Origin of the sequence: Streptomyces sp. ActVer (genome assembly GCF_027270795.1) — a bacterium.
In the GTDB taxonomy this organism is placed as follows: domain Bacteria; phylum Actinomycetota; class Actinomycetes; order Streptomycetales; family Streptomycetaceae; genus Streptomyces; species Streptomyces umbrinus_A.
The window spans coordinates 1-13556 of the sequence record NZ_JAPWHT010000282.1; the positions used below are offsets into that span (position 1 = coordinate 1).

General features: G+C 69.3%; 19 protein-coding genes and 1 pseudogene. 13 read left to right on the forward strand and 7 right to left on the reverse strand.

Annotated elements, in window-relative coordinates; all coding sequences use genetic code 11:
- Together O3Q52_RS34750 and O3Q52_RS34755 are read right to left on the reverse strand one after the other, a co-directional pair.
- Window positions 1–350: ATP-binding cassette domain-containing protein (locus tag O3Q52_RS34750; RefSeq protein WP_269652624.1), on the reverse strand; the 350-nt coding region annotated here is incomplete at its 3' end.
- Window positions 351–389: 39 nt separating this feature from the next.
- On the reverse strand, window positions 390–1064 hold the full coding sequence (locus tag O3Q52_RS34755; protein WP_269652625.1) for a DUF4097 family beta strand repeat-containing protein: 675 nt from the start codon (window positions 1062–1064) through the stop codon (window positions 390–392).
- Window positions 1065–1321: 257 nt separating this feature from the next.
- On the opposite strand from O3Q52_RS34755, the gene O3Q52_RS34760 reads away from it, so the two are divergent.
- The gene (locus O3Q52_RS34760; protein WP_269652626.1) at window positions 1322–2101 is read left to right on the forward strand and encodes a helix-turn-helix domain-containing protein; all 780 of its coding nucleotides are present in this window, start codon (window positions 1322–1324) and stop codon (window positions 2099–2101) included.
- Window positions 2102–2113: 12 nt separating this feature from the next.
- Here the strand turns inward: O3Q52_RS34760 and O3Q52_RS34765 are convergent, their stop codons facing one another.
- Complete coding sequence (locus tag O3Q52_RS34765) at window positions 2114–3106, reverse strand: zinc-binding dehydrogenase (RefSeq protein ID WP_269652627.1); 993 nt, start codon at window positions 3104–3106, stop codon at window positions 2114–2116.
- Window positions 3107–3247: 141 nt separating this feature from the next.
- Here O3Q52_RS34765 and O3Q52_RS34770 point away from each other — a divergent pair, with 141 nt between their 5' ends.
- Window positions 3248–3574 carry a helix-turn-helix transcriptional regulator gene (locus tag O3Q52_RS34770; RefSeq protein ID WP_269652628.1) on the forward strand — a complete coding sequence of 109 codons (327 nt, stop codon included), beginning with the start codon at window positions 3248–3250 and terminating at the stop codon, window positions 3572–3574.
- Window positions 3575–3741: 167 nt separating this feature from the next.
- Here the strand turns inward: O3Q52_RS34770 and O3Q52_RS34775 are convergent, their stop codons facing one another.
- Entirely contained in the window at window positions 3742–3975 is a 234-nt protein-coding gene (locus tag O3Q52_RS34775; protein ID WP_269652629.1) for a hypothetical protein, read from the reverse strand.
- Complete coding sequence (locus tag O3Q52_RS34780; protein ID WP_269652630.1) at window positions 3972–4196, reverse strand: hypothetical protein; 225 nt, start codon at window positions 4194–4196, stop codon at window positions 3972–3974. The genes O3Q52_RS34775 and O3Q52_RS34780 overlap by 4 nt, the downstream gene beginning before the upstream one ends.
- Before the next feature lie 165 nt (window positions 4197–4361).
- Between O3Q52_RS34780 and O3Q52_RS34785 the strand changes: the two genes are divergently transcribed.
- The 3 genes from O3Q52_RS34785 to O3Q52_RS34795 all read left to right on the forward strand — a co-directional run bounded on the left by O3Q52_RS34785 (window position 4362) and on the right by O3Q52_RS34795 (window position 5661).
- On the forward strand, window positions 4362–5261 hold the full coding sequence (locus O3Q52_RS34785) for a helix-turn-helix transcriptional regulator (protein WP_269652631.1): 900 nt from the start codon (window positions 4362–4364) through the stop codon (window positions 5259–5261).
- The gene (locus tag O3Q52_RS34790; RefSeq protein ID WP_269652639.1) at window positions 5224–5337 is read left to right on the forward strand and encodes a DUF397 domain-containing protein; all 114 of its coding nucleotides are present in this window, start codon (window positions 5224–5226) and stop codon (window positions 5335–5337) included. The genes O3Q52_RS34785 and O3Q52_RS34790 overlap by 38 nt, the downstream gene beginning before the upstream one ends.
- A 138-nt stretch (window positions 5338–5475) precedes the next feature.
- Window positions 5476–5661 (forward strand): hypothetical protein, encoded by a 186-nt coding sequence (locus O3Q52_RS34795; RefSeq protein WP_269652632.1) that lies wholly within the window; start codon window positions 5476–5478, stop codon window positions 5659–5661.
- 97 nt (window positions 5662–5758) lie between these two features.
- Here the strand turns inward: O3Q52_RS34795 and O3Q52_RS34800 are convergent.
- Together O3Q52_RS34800 and O3Q52_RS34805 are read right to left on the reverse strand one after the other, a co-directional pair.
- Window positions 5759–5875 (reverse strand): annotated as a pseudogene (locus O3Q52_RS34800) (LysR family transcriptional regulator); the annotation flags it as partial.
- A 14-nt stretch (window positions 5876–5889) separates the two neighbouring features.
- Window positions 5890–6333, reverse strand: a complete 444-nt coding sequence (locus tag O3Q52_RS34805; protein ID WP_269652633.1) for a PLD nuclease N-terminal domain-containing protein — start codon at window positions 6331–6333, stop codon at window positions 5890–5892.
- Between the two features lie 106 nt (window positions 6334–6439).
- On the opposite strand from O3Q52_RS34805, the gene O3Q52_RS34810 reads away from it, so the two are divergent.
- The 8 genes from O3Q52_RS34810 to O3Q52_RS34845 all read left to right on the forward strand — a co-directional run bounded on the left by O3Q52_RS34810 (window position 6440) and on the right by O3Q52_RS34845 (window position 13390).
- Window positions 6440–7900: a menaquinone biosynthesis decarboxylase gene (locus O3Q52_RS34810; protein WP_269652634.1), complete on the forward strand. Its 1461-nt coding sequence runs from the start codon at window positions 6440–6442 to the stop codon at window positions 7898–7900.
- Window positions 7897–8799 (forward strand): menaquinone biosynthesis prenyltransferase MqnP, encoded by a 903-nt coding sequence (mqnP, locus tag O3Q52_RS34815; protein WP_269652635.1) that lies wholly within the window; start codon window positions 7897–7899, stop codon window positions 8797–8799. Before O3Q52_RS34810 ends, mqnP begins: the two co-directional genes overlap by 4 nt.
- Window positions 8800–8897: 98 nt before the next feature.
- Entirely contained in the window at window positions 8898–9572 is a 675-nt protein-coding gene (locus O3Q52_RS34820) for a UbiX family flavin prenyltransferase (protein ID WP_189844861.1), read from the forward strand.
- A gap of 145 nt (window positions 9573–9717) precedes the next feature.
- Window positions 9718–10173, forward strand: coding sequence for an Lrp/AsnC family transcriptional regulator (locus O3Q52_RS34825; RefSeq protein WP_055616806.1), 456 nt, complete (start codon window positions 9718–9720; stop codon window positions 10171–10173).
- Between the two features lie 96 nt (window positions 10174–10269).
- Window positions 10270–11433: an aminofutalosine synthase MqnE gene (gene mqnE, locus O3Q52_RS34830; protein ID WP_190230997.1), complete on the forward strand. Its 1164-nt coding sequence runs from the start codon at window positions 10270–10272 to the stop codon at window positions 11431–11433.
- Window positions 11434–11666: 233 nt separating this feature from the next.
- Window positions 11667–12191 (forward strand): GNAT family N-acetyltransferase, encoded by a 525-nt coding sequence (locus O3Q52_RS34835; protein ID WP_269652636.1) that lies wholly within the window; start codon window positions 11667–11669, stop codon window positions 12189–12191.
- 120 nt (window positions 12192–12311) lie between these two features.
- Entirely contained in the window at window positions 12312–12605 is a 294-nt protein-coding gene (locus O3Q52_RS34840; RefSeq protein WP_269652637.1) for a DUF4229 domain-containing protein, read from the forward strand.
- 134 nt (window positions 12606–12739) lie between these two features.
- Window positions 12740–13390, forward strand: a complete 651-nt coding sequence (locus tag O3Q52_RS34845) for a TetR/AcrR family transcriptional regulator (RefSeq protein WP_269652638.1) — start codon at window positions 12740–12742, stop codon at window positions 13388–13390.
- Window positions 13391–13556: the final 166 nt, after the last annotated feature.

Sequence of the window (13556 nt, forward strand, 5' to 3'; positions counted from 1 at the left end):
CGCCTCCCCTCGCTGCGGGAGAGGTGGTGCAGGTCCGCCATGAGGAGCATGTTCTCCTCGCCCGTGATCAGACCGTCCACGGCGGAGAACTGACCCGTGACACCGATCGCGGCCCGCACCCCCTGGGGGTCGGCGGCCAGGTCGTGGCCGCCGATGCGGATGTCGCCGGTGCCGGGGCCGGCGGAGACGAGGGTGGACAGGATCTTCACGGCGGTGGTCTTGCCGGCGCCGTTCGGGCCGAGCAGGGCGAAGACCGTTCCTTCGGGGACGGCCACGTCGACGCCGTCGAGGACGGTCTTGTCGCCGTAGGACTTGCGCAGCCCGTTCGCCGCGATGGCCAGGTCGGTCATGATGGGTGCTCCTTCAGAGGCTGCGGAGGGTGATGTCGCTCAGAGGCTGCGGGCGGTGATGTCGCCGTAGGACGTGGTCGCGCGGATGTCGAGGGCGGCGTCGGCGCCGTCGGTGTTCTTGAGTGCGTTGTTGATCCGGCCGTAGGCGGTACCGGCGTCCAGGGAGGCGGAGACTCCGCGTGCGGCGCCGACCGAGATCTCGCCGGCCTCGGTGCGGAGTTCGACCGTGCCGCGCACGGCCTCGGCGATGTGGATGCCGCCCTTCTGGGTGCTGATCTCCGCGGGACCGCCCAGGCGGCCGACCGCGACGTCACCCGCGAGGAGGGTGAGGCGGGCGCTCGCGGTCTCGTCGAGCTTGACCGAGCCCTGCGCGCCCTCGAAGGTGACGTCGCCGAGCCGTCCGACGCCCCGGAACTCGGCGCTGGCCGCCTTCGCCTCGATACGGGAGCCGACGGGCAGTTGGACGGTCACCTCGACGGATCCGGAGTGACCGAGGATCCGGTTCTTCGCCGGTGAGGTCCCGATCCGCAGGACACCGTCGTCGCCGTACGCGACCTCGGTCTGTTCCGCCGCCTTCACGTCGCGGCTGTTCGAGGTGTCCGCCGGCAGGACCTCGACCGTGGTGTCGGCCCGGTCGGCGGCGATGAACCGGATGCGTCCCGCGGGGATGTCGAGAACGGCGGAGATCGCGGCGGGGGTGTCGAACTTCTGCATGGTGTTCTCCTCGTGCGGTGCTTGTCCTGCACCGCTTGTTGTCTTGCGCTGCTTGTTTCTGACAACCGAAACGCTACGTTGCGTTCATGGAGTGCGCAATGAGGTTGTTGCACTCAATAGGCATCACCGCAGGTGAGAGTGTAATTATCGTTGCAACCGTCTGAGATTTAATGCAACGTCAGTTATGTCGATCGTTGCATTGGGCTGCGAGTGAACGCTATGCTGGAGGCGTCGAGCAAGCGTGAAAGGGGACCGTGATGCCGGGAGGCAGACTCACCCAGCAGGAACGCCAGCAGATCGGGCTGGGACTGGCCGACGGGCTCGCCTACGCGGAGATCGCCAGGCGTCTCGACCGTCCGACCTCGACGGTCACACGTGAGGTGATGCGCAACGGCGGCCCCACCGCCTACCGCCCCGACCTGGCCCACCGCGCCACCGAGCGCCGCGCCCACCGGCGCAGGCAGGCCGAGCCCCGCGGGTCGGAGGCGCCCCCGCAGGCCTATGGGCGCGACGCGGAAGCCGTGCGTGAGTACGAGGAGACGTTCACCACCGTCTTCATGCAGCAGGGCCTGCCCAAGATGATGTCCCGGGTGCTGGCCTGCCTCTTCACGAGCGACGCGGGCAGCCTCACCGCGTCCGAACTCGTCCGGCGTCTCCAGGTCAGCCCGGCGTCCATCTCCAAGGCGATCGCGTTCCTGGAGGGCCAGGACCTCGTGCGCCGGGAGCGCGACGAAAACCGCCGCGAGCGGTACACGGTCGACGACGACGTCTGGTACCAGTCGATGGTGGCCAGCGCCCGCGGCACCCTCCAGCTCGCCGAGACCGCACGGCAGGGCGTCGGCATCCTCGGGCCCGACACCCCGGCCGCCGGCCGCCTCGAAAACATCGCCCGCTTCCTCGACTTCGTCAGCGAGAGCCTCATCCGCGCCGCGGACCAGGCCCGCGAGGTCCTCCACACGAAACCCGAGTCGACTGTGCCTAAAACCGTGCCGGAATCCGTGCCTGAATCCGTGTCTGAAACCGTGCCAGAAAGCTGAGCGGGAGCCCGGTCACGCGACCCGCAGCAACAGCTTCCCCGTGCTCGTCCGCCCGCCCATCAGCCGGTGCGCCTCGGACGCCTCCTCCAACGGGAACTCCGCGGTCACCGGCAGGGACACGACCCCCTCCGCCACGGCCGCGAACGCCTTCTCCGTCAGCTCCCGCAGGACGCCCGGCGCTGTCCGGGCCAGGGTCAGGATGGAGAAGCCGGAGACCGACAGGCCGGTCGGGTACAGCTCCGGCTGCCCGACCCGCCACGGCTCGGCCGAGCTCGCGTTGCCGAACGACACCAGGCGCCCGAAGACGGCCAGGGAGGCGAGGGACGCCCTGAAGGTCTCGCCGCCGACCGGGTCGAGGGCCAGGTCGACGCCCCGGCCACCCGTCGCCGCACGCACCTCGTCCACGAACTGCACGGAGTCCGTGGTGGACGGGACGACGAACACATCGTCGTAGCCGTGGTCCAGCGCGTACTTCGCCTTCGCCGCGCCCGACACCACCCCGAACACGCCGGAGGCCCCCGCCGCCTTCGCCAACTGCCCCACCGCCGTGCCGACCCCGCCCGCCGCGCCCTGCACGAGAACCGTCTCGCCGGGCTGCAGCCGGCCCACCGCGTGCACGAGGGCGTACGCGGTCGGCAGGACCGTGGGCAGCGTGGCGGCCGTACGGAGGTCCACGCCCGGCGGCAGCGGGAAGACGGTCGTCGCGTCGGCCACGACCACGTCCGCGTACGCGCCGCCGTTCGTGAGGGCCGCCACCTGCTGGCCCACCTCGACACCCGGCACGCCCTCGCCGAGCGCCCGGACGCGGCCCGAGACCTCAAGGCCGGGGACGAACGGCAGTGACGGCACGCGGTAGCCCTCGCCTCGCGCCTTGAGGTCCGCGAAGTTCACCCCGGTGTACGCCACGTCCACGCTCACCTGGCCGGGGCCCGGCTCGGGAACCTCCGTCTCCACCGTCCTGAGGACCTCGGGGCCGCCGTACTCCTGGACCTGAACCGCGCGCATGCCACACTCCCCGGTCGACTGTTCAATGAAAAGCGAACACTCCGGAGTGTATGGTTTCCGTCGAACACTCGGCAAGGCGAAGTCGGAGCTGAGCCGAAGTCGAAGCCGAGGCCGGACACATCGGTGGCACGGGAGGCGGACATGGTGGAGCGCGTCAGTCACCGGGCGGCCCCCGAGCACACCCACCCCGACGAGGTCCCGGTCCTGACCGCCCTCGCCGCCCTCTCTGATCCCGTACGCATCGCGCTGGTACGGGAGCTGGCGGGGTCCCCCGTCTGGACGCGCAGCTGCGGAAGCTTCGACGTGCCGGTCGGCAAGGCGGCCCTGAGCCATCACTTCTCCGTGCTGCGCGGCGCCGGACTCGTGGAGCAGCGCGACGAGGGGGCCAGGCGCGTCAACCGCCTGCGCCGCGAGGAGTTCGACGCCCGCTTCCCGGGGCTCCTCGCCCTCGTCCTGCGCGAGGACTGACCCGCACGTCCTCCTGCGCGAGGGCGGTCAGCGGCGCCACCACAGGTCCAGCGCCGCCAGGGCGACGAGCGGGACGTCGACGAGCCGGGCCGTCGGCACCGGTACCGGCCGCGGACGCGGACGCCCGGTCATGAACCGCCGGTTCCTTTTGCCCCTCACCTTTCCCGTCAGCGCCCTGCTTCCCCGTGGTCGGCGTGATGTCCCTGACGGTGCATGTCTTCCACTCCGGCCGCGCGCAGATGCCGTCTCAGCAGTACATCGGCGTCGGTCTCCGCGCTGCGGTTGCACCGGGCGCGGGCGTCGTCCCGGCGTATCGCGAGCTCGGTGCACTCCGGGCAACCGGGGACGGGCGCGGGCGGACGGCTCAGGCCTTCGCCCTCCACAGCCTGACGGGCCGTCACAGCGCCCTCCCCGACCGCCTGTTGGCCGCCTTGAGGGCCGCCGCCAGCCGCTCGTCGGCGGTGGCCGGGCGGATCCGCTCCGGGTCGGCCTGCCACTCCCGGCCGCCGCCCACCGGGCGCAGCATCGCGTACGGGCCTGTCGTGTCCCGGTACTCGCCGACCCGCTGCGTCCCCGGGTCGTAGACGAGGGCTCCGCGTTCCGGTGCTGTTTCTGCTTCCACTGACGCTCCGTACGTTCGCTCATTACTCTGGGTGCATCCAGCGTTGCTGAACGGAACATCCCGTTTCAACGCATGACGCGTGCCACTGGCGCACTGTCACGGAGGGGAACGGACGCCGTGAGTCGACGCAACGCCGAGGGCGGTTCGGCGGTCACGACCGCCGCCGTGTTCGGGGAGGTCCTGAAGCACTTCCGCGAGACCGCCGACCTCACCCAGGAGGGCCTGGCCCGCCAGATCCCGTGCGACCGCTCCCACGTGGCCCGAGTGGAGGCCGGGACGCGCGTCCCACAGGACACGTTCGCCAAGTCGTGCGACGAACTGCTGGGTACGGGTGGGGTGTTGGTGCGGTTGTGGGGCCGGATCGACTGGTATCCGCAGGTGGAGCATCCGGATTGGTTTGAGCGCCGGGTACGCATGGACTCCGAGGCCGACGCTGTGCGGGCCTACCAAGCCCAGGTCATGCCAGGCCTGTTGCAGACCGAGGACTATGCACGGGCACTGTTCTCCCGCCACATCGTCGATAGCGAGGAAGTGGAGGAGCGTGTCAGGGCGCGACTGAGTCGGCAGCAGCGCTTTCTCGCCACGGACGGCCCGCTGTTCGTCGCGATGATGGACGAGAGCTGTCTGCGCAACGTCATCGGTAGTGCGGCCGTCATGCGTGACCAATGCGCGCACCTGCTGACCGTGGGGCAGCGGCCCAACATCCGGATCCAGGTGGCCCCGGCGGCCCGTCCCGGACTCGACCGTCCCAATGCCTCGATGTCGCTGATCAGCCTGCCTGACGGCCACAACTGGGTGTACTCGGAATCCCTGGACCGTGGTCATTTCAACGACGATCCAGCCGCCTATGCGCGCCACAGCCAGACCTATGATGTGCTCAGGGCGGACGCTCTGTCGGCTCGGGAGTCCGCCGCTCTGATCAGCGCGGCGATGGAGGGGTACGAGCAGCATGAACACTCAGGCGTTCAGCGCGGCGACGTGGATCAAGAGCAGCTACAGCGGCACAAACGGCGGCGACTGCATCGAAATCGCCCCCGGCGTCCCCGGCATCGTCCCCGTACGTGACAGCAAGAACCCCACCGGCCCCGTCCTGCTCATCCAGCGAAGCGCCTGGGCGGTGTTCGTGGCGGGCGTCCGGTAGGAGACGCCAACTCCTCTGGTGGGGCTAGCTGTACCTCCACTCGGGAGGTCGCTTCATGGTGGTGAGGAGCGGGCGGCGGGATGGTTGTACCCAGACGCTCCCGGAGGTTCACAGCCTCTCCGCCGGAAGGAAACCGCCATGAACATCCCCGCCACCCCCGCCACCGTCGTCGCGGCGCCCCAGAGTGAGCTCGGGCCGCTGCTGGACGCCTGGGACCAGGCGCACACGGCCGCCACCGCTGATCCCGAGTGGCGGCATCTGCTGGACGAGATGGCTCATCCGCGTACGACGCAGGCGTTCTACCGCCTGGCGGCGGGGCGTTGACCGGGTGGGCCCTTTTTCGCCCCCGCCGCCCCTACCCATTCCCGTCCCTTTTCGGGGGCCAGCCCCCGAACCCCCGCTCCTCAAACGCCGGAGGGGCTAGGGCGCGGATCTGGCTGGTCACGCTGGACTGGGCGTACTTCAGCTCGGCCGCCGCCTGCGTGAAGCTCAGCACGGTGGCGACCTTCTCGAAGGTGACCAGCAGACGGATCTCCACCTCAGGGCCCCGCGTCAGGGCTTCGGCGGGGTGGAGTCGTCCGGGCCGTCGCCCGAACCGCCCTCGCGGCGCTTCAGCTCCTCCTCGCGGCGGCGGAGGTCGTCCTCCCAGTTCTTGAGGTGCGCCTCGTCGTCCGTCACGGCGTCCGTCGGACCGTCGTCGCTGCCGCCGTCCTTGCCCTTGCCCTTGTCCGGGCTGTCGTCCTTGAGGGACTTCAGGAACTCAGGGTTGTCGTCGGGCGCGACCCAGCCGCCCCGGCCGGAGGAGAGGCCGCGCGGCTTGCGCTGGTGGCCGACGATCAGCCAGGAGATGGAGCCGACGAGCGGGAACAGCAGCACGAGGATCGCCCAGAGGGGCTTCGGGATGTACCGGATGTCCTTCTCGTCGGTCGTGATGCAGTCGATGAACGCATAGATGCTGAGCCCCAACGGCACCAGAATCATCAGCACCCGAAGCATTCGGCGGTCCCCCTGCGTGTGGAGAGTGGAGATGCGTGCGAGATCGGGGCCGGGTGAGCGGCCCCCGTTACAGGTTCAGCGTAGCGAGTAGCCGATACTGGAACGCATGGCTTACGACGATCTTCGCTCCCTGCTCCGGGCGCTTGAGCGTGAGGGCGACCTCAAGCGCATCAAGGCCGAGGTGGACCCGTATCTGGAGGTCGGGGAGATCGTCGACCGCGTCCAGAAGGCGGGCGGCCCCGCCCTGCTCTTCGAGAACGTGCGCGGGTCGGCGATGCCGCTCGCGATGAACGTCTTCGGGACGGACCGCAGGCTCCTCAAGTCGCTCGGCCTGAAGTCGTACGAGGAGATCAGCGAGAAGATCGGCGGACTGCTCAGGCCGGAGCTGCCGCACGGGTTCGTCGGCGTGCGCGAGGCATTCGGGAAGCTCGGCGCCATGACCCACGTACCGCCGAAGAAGATCAAGTCCGACAACGCGCCGGTGCACGAGGTCGTGCTGCAGGGCGACGAGGTCGACCTGGACCGGTTGCCGGCCCTCTTCACCTGGCCCAAGGACGGCGGGTCCTTCTTCAACCTGGGCCTGACCCACACCAAGGACCCGGAGAGCGGCATCCGCAATCTCGGGCTCTACCGCCTCCAGCGCCACGACAAGCGCACCATCGGCATGCACTGGCAGATCCACAAGGACAGCCGCAACCACTACCAGGTGGCCGCGCGGAAGGGCGAGCGGCTGCCCGTCGCGATCGCCTTCGGGTGTCCGCCGGCGGTGACGTACGCGTCCACGGCCCCGCTGCCCGGTGACATCGACGAGTACCTCTTCGCCGGGTTCGTGCAGGGCAAGCGGATCGAGATGGTCGACTGCAAGACCGTGCCGCTGCAGGTGCCCGCGAACGCAGAAGTCGTACTCGAAGGGTGGCTGGAGCCCGGCGAGATGCTCCCGGAAGGCCCCTTCGGCGACCACACCGGGTTCTACACCCCGCAGGAGCCCTTCCCCGCCCTCACCATCGACTGCGTGACGATGCGCAAGCGGCCGCTCCTCCAGTCGATCGTGGTCGGCCGGCCGCCGACCGAGGACGGTCCGCTGGGCCGGGCGACGGAGCGGTTCTTCCTCCCCCTCCTCAAGATCATCGTGCCGGACATCGTGGACTACCACCTCCCCGAGGCGGGCGGCTTCCACAACTGCGCGATCGTCGCGATCGACAAGAAGTACCCGAAGCACGCCCAGAAGGTGATGCACGCCGTCTGGGGCGCCCACATGATGTCCCTGACCAAACTGATCGTGGTCGTCGACTCCGACTGCGACGTCCACGACCTGCACGAGGTCGCGTGGCGCGCGCTGGGGAACACGGACTACTCCCGTGACCTCACCGTCGTCGAGGGGCCGGTCGACCACCTCGACCACTCCTCGTACCAGCAGTTCTGGGGCGGCAAGGCGGGCATCGACGCGACGAAGAAGTGGCCCGAGGAGGGGTACACACGGGACGGCGGCTGGCCCGACATGGTGCTGTCCGACCCGGAGACGGCGGCGAAGGTCGACCGCCGGTGGAAGGAGTACGGACTCTCGTGAGCAGCGCATCAGCCGCGATCCCGCAGCCGGGGCGCACCAAGGCGTTCCTGCGCCTCGTCATGATCGAGCACTCCGTCTTCGCGCTGCCCTTCGCGTACATCGCGGCGCTGACGGCGATGTTCACGGTGGACGGGAACATCGCCTGGGGCCGGCTGCTGCTGGTGACCGTCGCGATGGTCGGCCTGCGGACGTTCGCCATGGCCGCGAACCGGATCATCGACCGGGAGATCGACGCCCGCAATCCCCGTACGGCCCATCGCGAGCTGGTCACCGGCGCGATGAGCGTGAAGCACGCGTGGACGGGCGCGCTGGTCGCCCTGGTGTTCTTCCTGGGCGCGGCGGCCCTGCTCAACCCGCTGTGCCTGGCGCTCGCGCCCATCGCGGTCATCCCGATGGTCGTGTACCCGTACGGCAAGCGGTTCACGAACTTCCCGCAGGCCATCCTCGGTCTCGCGCAGGCGATGGGGCCGATCGGCGGCTGGCTGGCGATCACCGGCGAGTGGTCCTGGGACGCGGTGATCCTGGGCCTCGCGGTCGGCATCTGGATCGGCGGCTTCGACCTCATCTACGCCTGCCAGGACGTGAAGACGGACCGCGAGATCGGCGTCCTGTCGGTCCCGGCGCGCTTCGGCATCCCGGCGGCGATCTGGGGTGCGCGCGTCTGCCACACCCTCACGACGGCGCTCTTCGTCTGGTACGCGCTGGCCACCGACGCGGGCACCTTCTTCTGGATCGGCCTGGTGATCGTCGCGGGCGCGTTCCTGTACGAGCACTCGATCGTCCGCCCGCACGACCTCTCCCGGGTGAACCGCGCCTTCTTCAGCGTCAACGGCTTCATCGGCATCGCCCTGTTCGCGTGCGCGCTGCTCGATCTGTTGGTGCGCGGTCTGACCGTGTGAGTGCCGTGTGGGTGCAGTGTGAGTACGGCGCGGCCCGTGGACCGGACGCAAGCACGGCCGGTCCTGAGCTCCGGGCGGCCCGCCGGTAGGCTCAGGGTGTGAACGCAGGAGAAACTCAGCGTCGGCCTTGGATCGTGGGGGTCTCCGGCGCGTCCGGAACTCCGTACGCGGCGGCCGTGCTGCGTGCCCTCCTCGCGGCCGGCGAGAGCGTCGACCTGGTCGTCTCGCGTGCCTCACGGCTCACACTGCTCGACGAGACCGGGATCAGCTTCCGGGACGGCCACTGGCAGGAGGACCTCCGGGAGTGGCTCGGCCGGGGGGCCGACGGCAAGCCCGGCACCTTCGCGGTGGACGTGGACGACGTACGGCACTGGAGCGCGGGGGACCTGGCGGCGGGGCCGTCGTCGGGCTCGTACGCCTCGAAGGGCATGCTGATCGTGCCCGCCTCCACCGCCTGTGTCGCCGGGGTCGCGCTCGGCCTCTCGAAGGACCTGTTGCAGCGCGCCGCGAGCGTCACGCTCAAGGAGCGGCGCAAGCTGGTCGTCGCCGTCCGCGAGACCCCGTTGAACGGGCAGACCCTGCGGCATCTGGTGACACTGGACGACGCGGGCGCGACCGTACTGCCGGCCTCCCCGGCGTTCTACGCGGGAGCGACCCACATCCAGGACCTGGTGGACTTCGTCGCCGGGCGCGTGCTGGACGCGGCGGGCGTCGGGCACACGCTCTACCGCCGCTGGGAGGGCGAACTCGGCGGCGGCTCACGCACCACCTGAGCAGCATCCGGGCAGCACCTGAGCAGCACGTTCGACCCGTACGACCGAGCAGTACGACCGACTTGTACGACAGACCCGTACGACCGAGCAACGCGCAGTACCCACACATCACTTCAGGAACTTTCAGCGGAAGGCTATCGATCGCATGGACGCGGTGGACAGGCAGCTCATCCAGGCCCTCAGGGAGAACGGCCGGGCCTCCTACGCGGAGCTGGGACGCCTCGTCGGTCTGTCGGGACCCAGCGTCACCGACCGCATCAACCGCCTGGAGGCCGCCGGTGTCATCACCGGCTACCGCGCGACGGTCGACGCGACCTCGCTCGGCCTCGGCGTCACCGCCCTCATCGGCATCTCGCTCTCCGACGCCACCGACCACGAGGACGTGGCGCACCGGCTCAAGGACCTCAACGAGATCGAGGACTGCTGGTTCATCGCCGGTGACGACTCGTACATGCTCAAGGTGCGGGCGCCCGACGTGGACGGTCTGGAGAAGACCATCCGGCGGCTGTCGGGGACGAAGGGCGTCTCCCGGACCCGTACGACCATCGTGCTCTCCACGAAGTGGGAGAACCGGGTGGGTGAGCTGCCGGAAGAGGAGTAGGCGGCAGGCACGAAGTGCCTGATGGGGGCCCCTCCCGCCCGAAGGGTGGGGGAGTACGGTTGGCAGGGTTCGTCACTTACGAGAGGTAGAAGCAGCATGGATGTCGGGCTCAAGCGCGAGCTGGAGGACAAGGTCCGGGCCGGTGAGCGGCTGACCCGCGAGGACGGCATCGCGCTGTACGAGTCGGACGACCTGGCCTGGCTGGGCGGGCTCGCCCACGAGGTGCGGATGCGGAAGAACGGCGACGTCGTCCACTTCAACGTCAACCGCCACCTCAACATGACGAACGTGTGCACCGCGTCGTGCGCCTACTGCTCGTTCCAGCGGAAGCCGGGCGAGAAGGACGCGTACACGATGCGCATCGAGGAGGCCGTCCGTCTCGCCAAGGCGATGGAGGGCGAGAACCTCACCGAACTGCACATCGTGAACGGCCTGCACCCGAACCTGCCGTGGCGCTACTACCCGCGCTCGCTCAGCGAACTGAAGAAGGCCCTCCCGGACGTCTCCCTGAAGGCCTTCACGGCCACGGAGATCCACCACTTCGAGACGATCAGCGGTCTGTCGGCGTCCGAGATCCTGGACGAGCTGATCGACGCGGGTCTGGAGTCGCTGACCGGTGGCGGCGCCGAGATCTTCGACTGGGAGATCCGGCAGCACATCGTCGACCACCGCACCCACTGGGAGGACTGGTCGCGCATCCACCGCCTCGCGCACGAGAAGGGTCTCAAGACCCCGTGCACGATGCTGTACGGGCACATCGAGGAGCCCCGCCACCGGGTCGACCACGTCCTGCGTCTTCGCGAGCTGCAGGACGAGACCGGCGGCTTCCAGGTCTTCATCCCGCTGCGCTACCAGCACGACTTCGTAGACGTGAAGGACGGCAAGGTCCGCAACCGCCTCCAGGCGCGGACGCAGATGGCGACCGGTGCGGAGGCCTTGAAGACCTTCGCGGTGTCGCGGCTGTTGTTCGACAACGTGCCGCACGTCAAGGTCTTCTGGGTCATGCACGGTGTGCAGACCGCGCAACTGGCGCTTCAGCACGGTGCGGACGACATGGACGGGTCGGTCGTCGAGTACAAGATCACGCACGACGCCGACAACTACGGCACGCCGAACAAGCTGACGCGTGAGGATCTGCTCGACCTGATCCGTGACGCGGGGTTCCGGCCGGTGGAGCGGAACACCCGGTACGAGATCATCCGCGAGTACGACGGTCCCGACGCGGGGCGTCGCGAGTCGCCTCAGCCGATGAGGGTCTGACGTTCTTGGCGTGAGTGGTCGGGTGGAGGTCGGCTGTGGCCGGCCGCGCAGTTCCCCGCGCCCCTAGGTTTTTAGGGGCGCGGGGAACTGCGCAGTCTTTTGGGGGTTCGGGGGCGGAGCCCCTGAGTAAGGGATGGGAATGGGTAGGGGCGGCGGGGGCGAGGAAAGCGCGTGACGTACGTGACGTCGGGACTCGCTTGAGGCCGACGTGGCGTAATAGCTAATCTGGCCACATGGCCCTTACCTTCGCTCTCGATCCGGCCGTGACCCCCGAGGTGCGTGACGGTCTTCTCGATCTGTGGACGGATGTCTCCAACGCGGGAGGCGCCGTCGGCTTCGTCCCCCCGGTGGACCGGGAGGTCATCCGCCCGGAGCTGGTGAAACACTTCGTGGCGATGGCGGAGGGCCGCGCCCGCCTCCTGGCCGGGTTCGACGAGGAGGGCCAGGTGGCCGCGACCGCCTTCCTCAGCTTCAACACCCACCGGCTGATGACCCACTGGGTGTGGCTCTACACGGTGATGGTGCACCCGAAGCACCAGGGCAAGGGGTACGGCCGTGACCTGTTGGCCGCCGCCGCGGACGCGGCCCGCACCCTCGACGGCATCGAGGCGATCCGCCTCACCTGCCGGGGCGGGCACGGCCTGGAGCGGTTCTACGGCTCGTGCGGATACAAGGAGGTCGGCCGCATACCGGACGCGATACGCGTCGCGCCCGGCGACGACCGCGACGACATTTTCATGTTGCTGCCGCTCACCTGACTCCCCGCACCCCCCCTGCAAGATCGGGTGCCGGGCGTGCTTGACTGGACGGTGCCCTTTGGGAATGTCGGGGACTTTCGGACCCCTTCGAAGCCGTTCGACACGGAAGAGTGGATTGAGATGCTCCGCTACACACTGATGCGCCTGGGAATCCTGGTGGGCTGCCTCGTGGTCGTCTGGGGCCTCGTCTACTCCGGCATTGCCCCGCGCGGGCTCGGCGACTCGAACGGCATGTGGATCATCCTGCTCTCCCTGCTGATCTCGGCCCCCATCAGCTTCGTCGTCCTGCGCAAGGAGCGCGACCGCGCCTCGATCCAGATCGTCGAGCGCGTCGACCGCGTCAAGTCCAACCTGGAGGCCAACCGCAGCCAGGAGGACGACGAGGTGTCGCGGGCCCAGGGCCAGACGTCGTAACTGATCAGGAGCACTTTTCGGCGCCGGCCGACATTTTCAGCCCGTCCGGCGTTTGAGGACGAGGCCGTTCAGGCCGAAGCCGGCGGCCCGCAACTCCGCCGAGCCGTCGGCAGACAACTCGTACTCTTGCTCGTATGGGTGCAGTGAAGAGCAAGCGGATGCCGCGGGCCGTGCGCGAACAGCAGATGCTGGACGCGGCGGTGCAGACCTTCGGGCAGCGGGGATACCGCGCCGCGTCGATGGACGAGATCGCCGATCTGGCGGGCGTGTCCAAGCCGCTGGTCTATCTGTACCTGAACTCCAAGGAAGACCTCTTCACCGCGTGCATCCGCCGTGAGGCGACCGCCCTGACCGCGGCCGTGCGCGCGGGGGTCCAGCAGGACCTGCCCGCCGACCGCCAACTGTGGGACGGGCTGCGGGCGTTCTTCACGCACACCGCGCAGAACCCGGACGGCTGGGCGGTACTGCACCTCCAGGCGCGTACGCACGGGGAGCCGTTCGCCGCGGAGTTCGCCGCGATGCGCGAGGAGATCGTCGCGTTCGTCACGCAGCTGATCGTGGTGGCCGCCCGTGAGGCGCACCGTGACCCGTCGCTGCCCGAGCGCGAGGTCGCCGGACTCGCGGAAGCCCTCGTCGGCGCCGCCGAGTCCCTCGCCGCCTGGGCCAACGCCACCCCCGGTGTCTCCGCCCGCCAGGCCGCCACGACCCTGATGAACTTCGCCTGGGCGGGCCTGGGGGACCTGATGGAGGGGAGACTGTGGTCGGAGCAGGGCTCGGCCGACTAGGCCCTGTCTCCCCGATCTTCGCGGGCGCGCGACGCCTGGCACGGCACCTCGACGCACGGCCGCATCACCCAAGTACATCCAGTACGAGGGCGATACGGCCGCGCGCCGATGCACCGCACCAGACGCCGCACGCTGATCCACGAAGATCGGGGAGACAGGACCTAGG

Excerpts from the sequence above, each read along its gene's own strand:
- O3Q52_RS34755 (WP_269652625.1), bottom strand. The coding sequence starts at position 1,064 with ATGCAGAAGTTCGACACCCCCGCCGCGATCTCCGCCGTTCTCGACATC.
- O3Q52_RS34760 (WP_269652626.1), top strand. The coding sequence starts at position 1,322 with ATGCCGGGAGGCAGACTCACCCAGCAGGAACGCCAGCAGATCGGGCTG.
- O3Q52_RS34765 (WP_269652627.1), bottom strand. The coding sequence starts at position 3,106 with ATGCGCGCGGTTCAGGTCCAGGAGTACGGCGGCCCCGAGGTCCTCAGG.
- O3Q52_RS34770 (WP_269652628.1), top strand. The coding sequence starts at position 3,248 with ATGGTGGAGCGCGTCAGTCACCGGGCGGCCCCCGAGCACACCCACCCC.
- O3Q52_RS34795 (WP_269652632.1), top strand. The coding sequence starts at position 5,476 with ATGAACATCCCCGCCACCCCCGCCACCGTCGTCGCGGCGCCCCAGAGT.
- O3Q52_RS34805 (WP_269652633.1), bottom strand. The coding sequence starts at position 6,333 with ATGCTTCGGGTGCTGATGATTCTGGTGCCGTTGGGGCTCAGCATCTAT.
- O3Q52_RS34810 (WP_269652634.1), top strand. The coding sequence starts at position 6,440 with ATGGCTTACGACGATCTTCGCTCCCTGCTCCGGGCGCTTGAGCGTGAG.
- O3Q52_RS34825 (WP_055616806.1), top strand. The coding sequence starts at position 9,718 with ATGGACGCGGTGGACAGGCAGCTCATCCAGGCCCTCAGGGAGAACGGC.
- mqnE (WP_190230997.1), top strand. The coding sequence starts at position 10,270 with ATGGATGTCGGGCTCAAGCGCGAGCTGGAGGACAAGGTCCGGGCCGGT.
- O3Q52_RS34835 (WP_269652636.1), top strand. The coding sequence starts at position 11,667 with ATGGCCCTTACCTTCGCTCTCGATCCGGCCGTGACCCCCGAGGTGCGT.
- O3Q52_RS34840 (WP_269652637.1), top strand. The coding sequence starts at position 12,312 with ATGCTCCGCTACACACTGATGCGCCTGGGAATCCTGGTGGGCTGCCTC.
- O3Q52_RS34845 (WP_269652638.1), top strand. The coding sequence starts at position 12,740 with ATGGGTGCAGTGAAGAGCAAGCGGATGCCGCGGGCCGTGCGCGAACAG.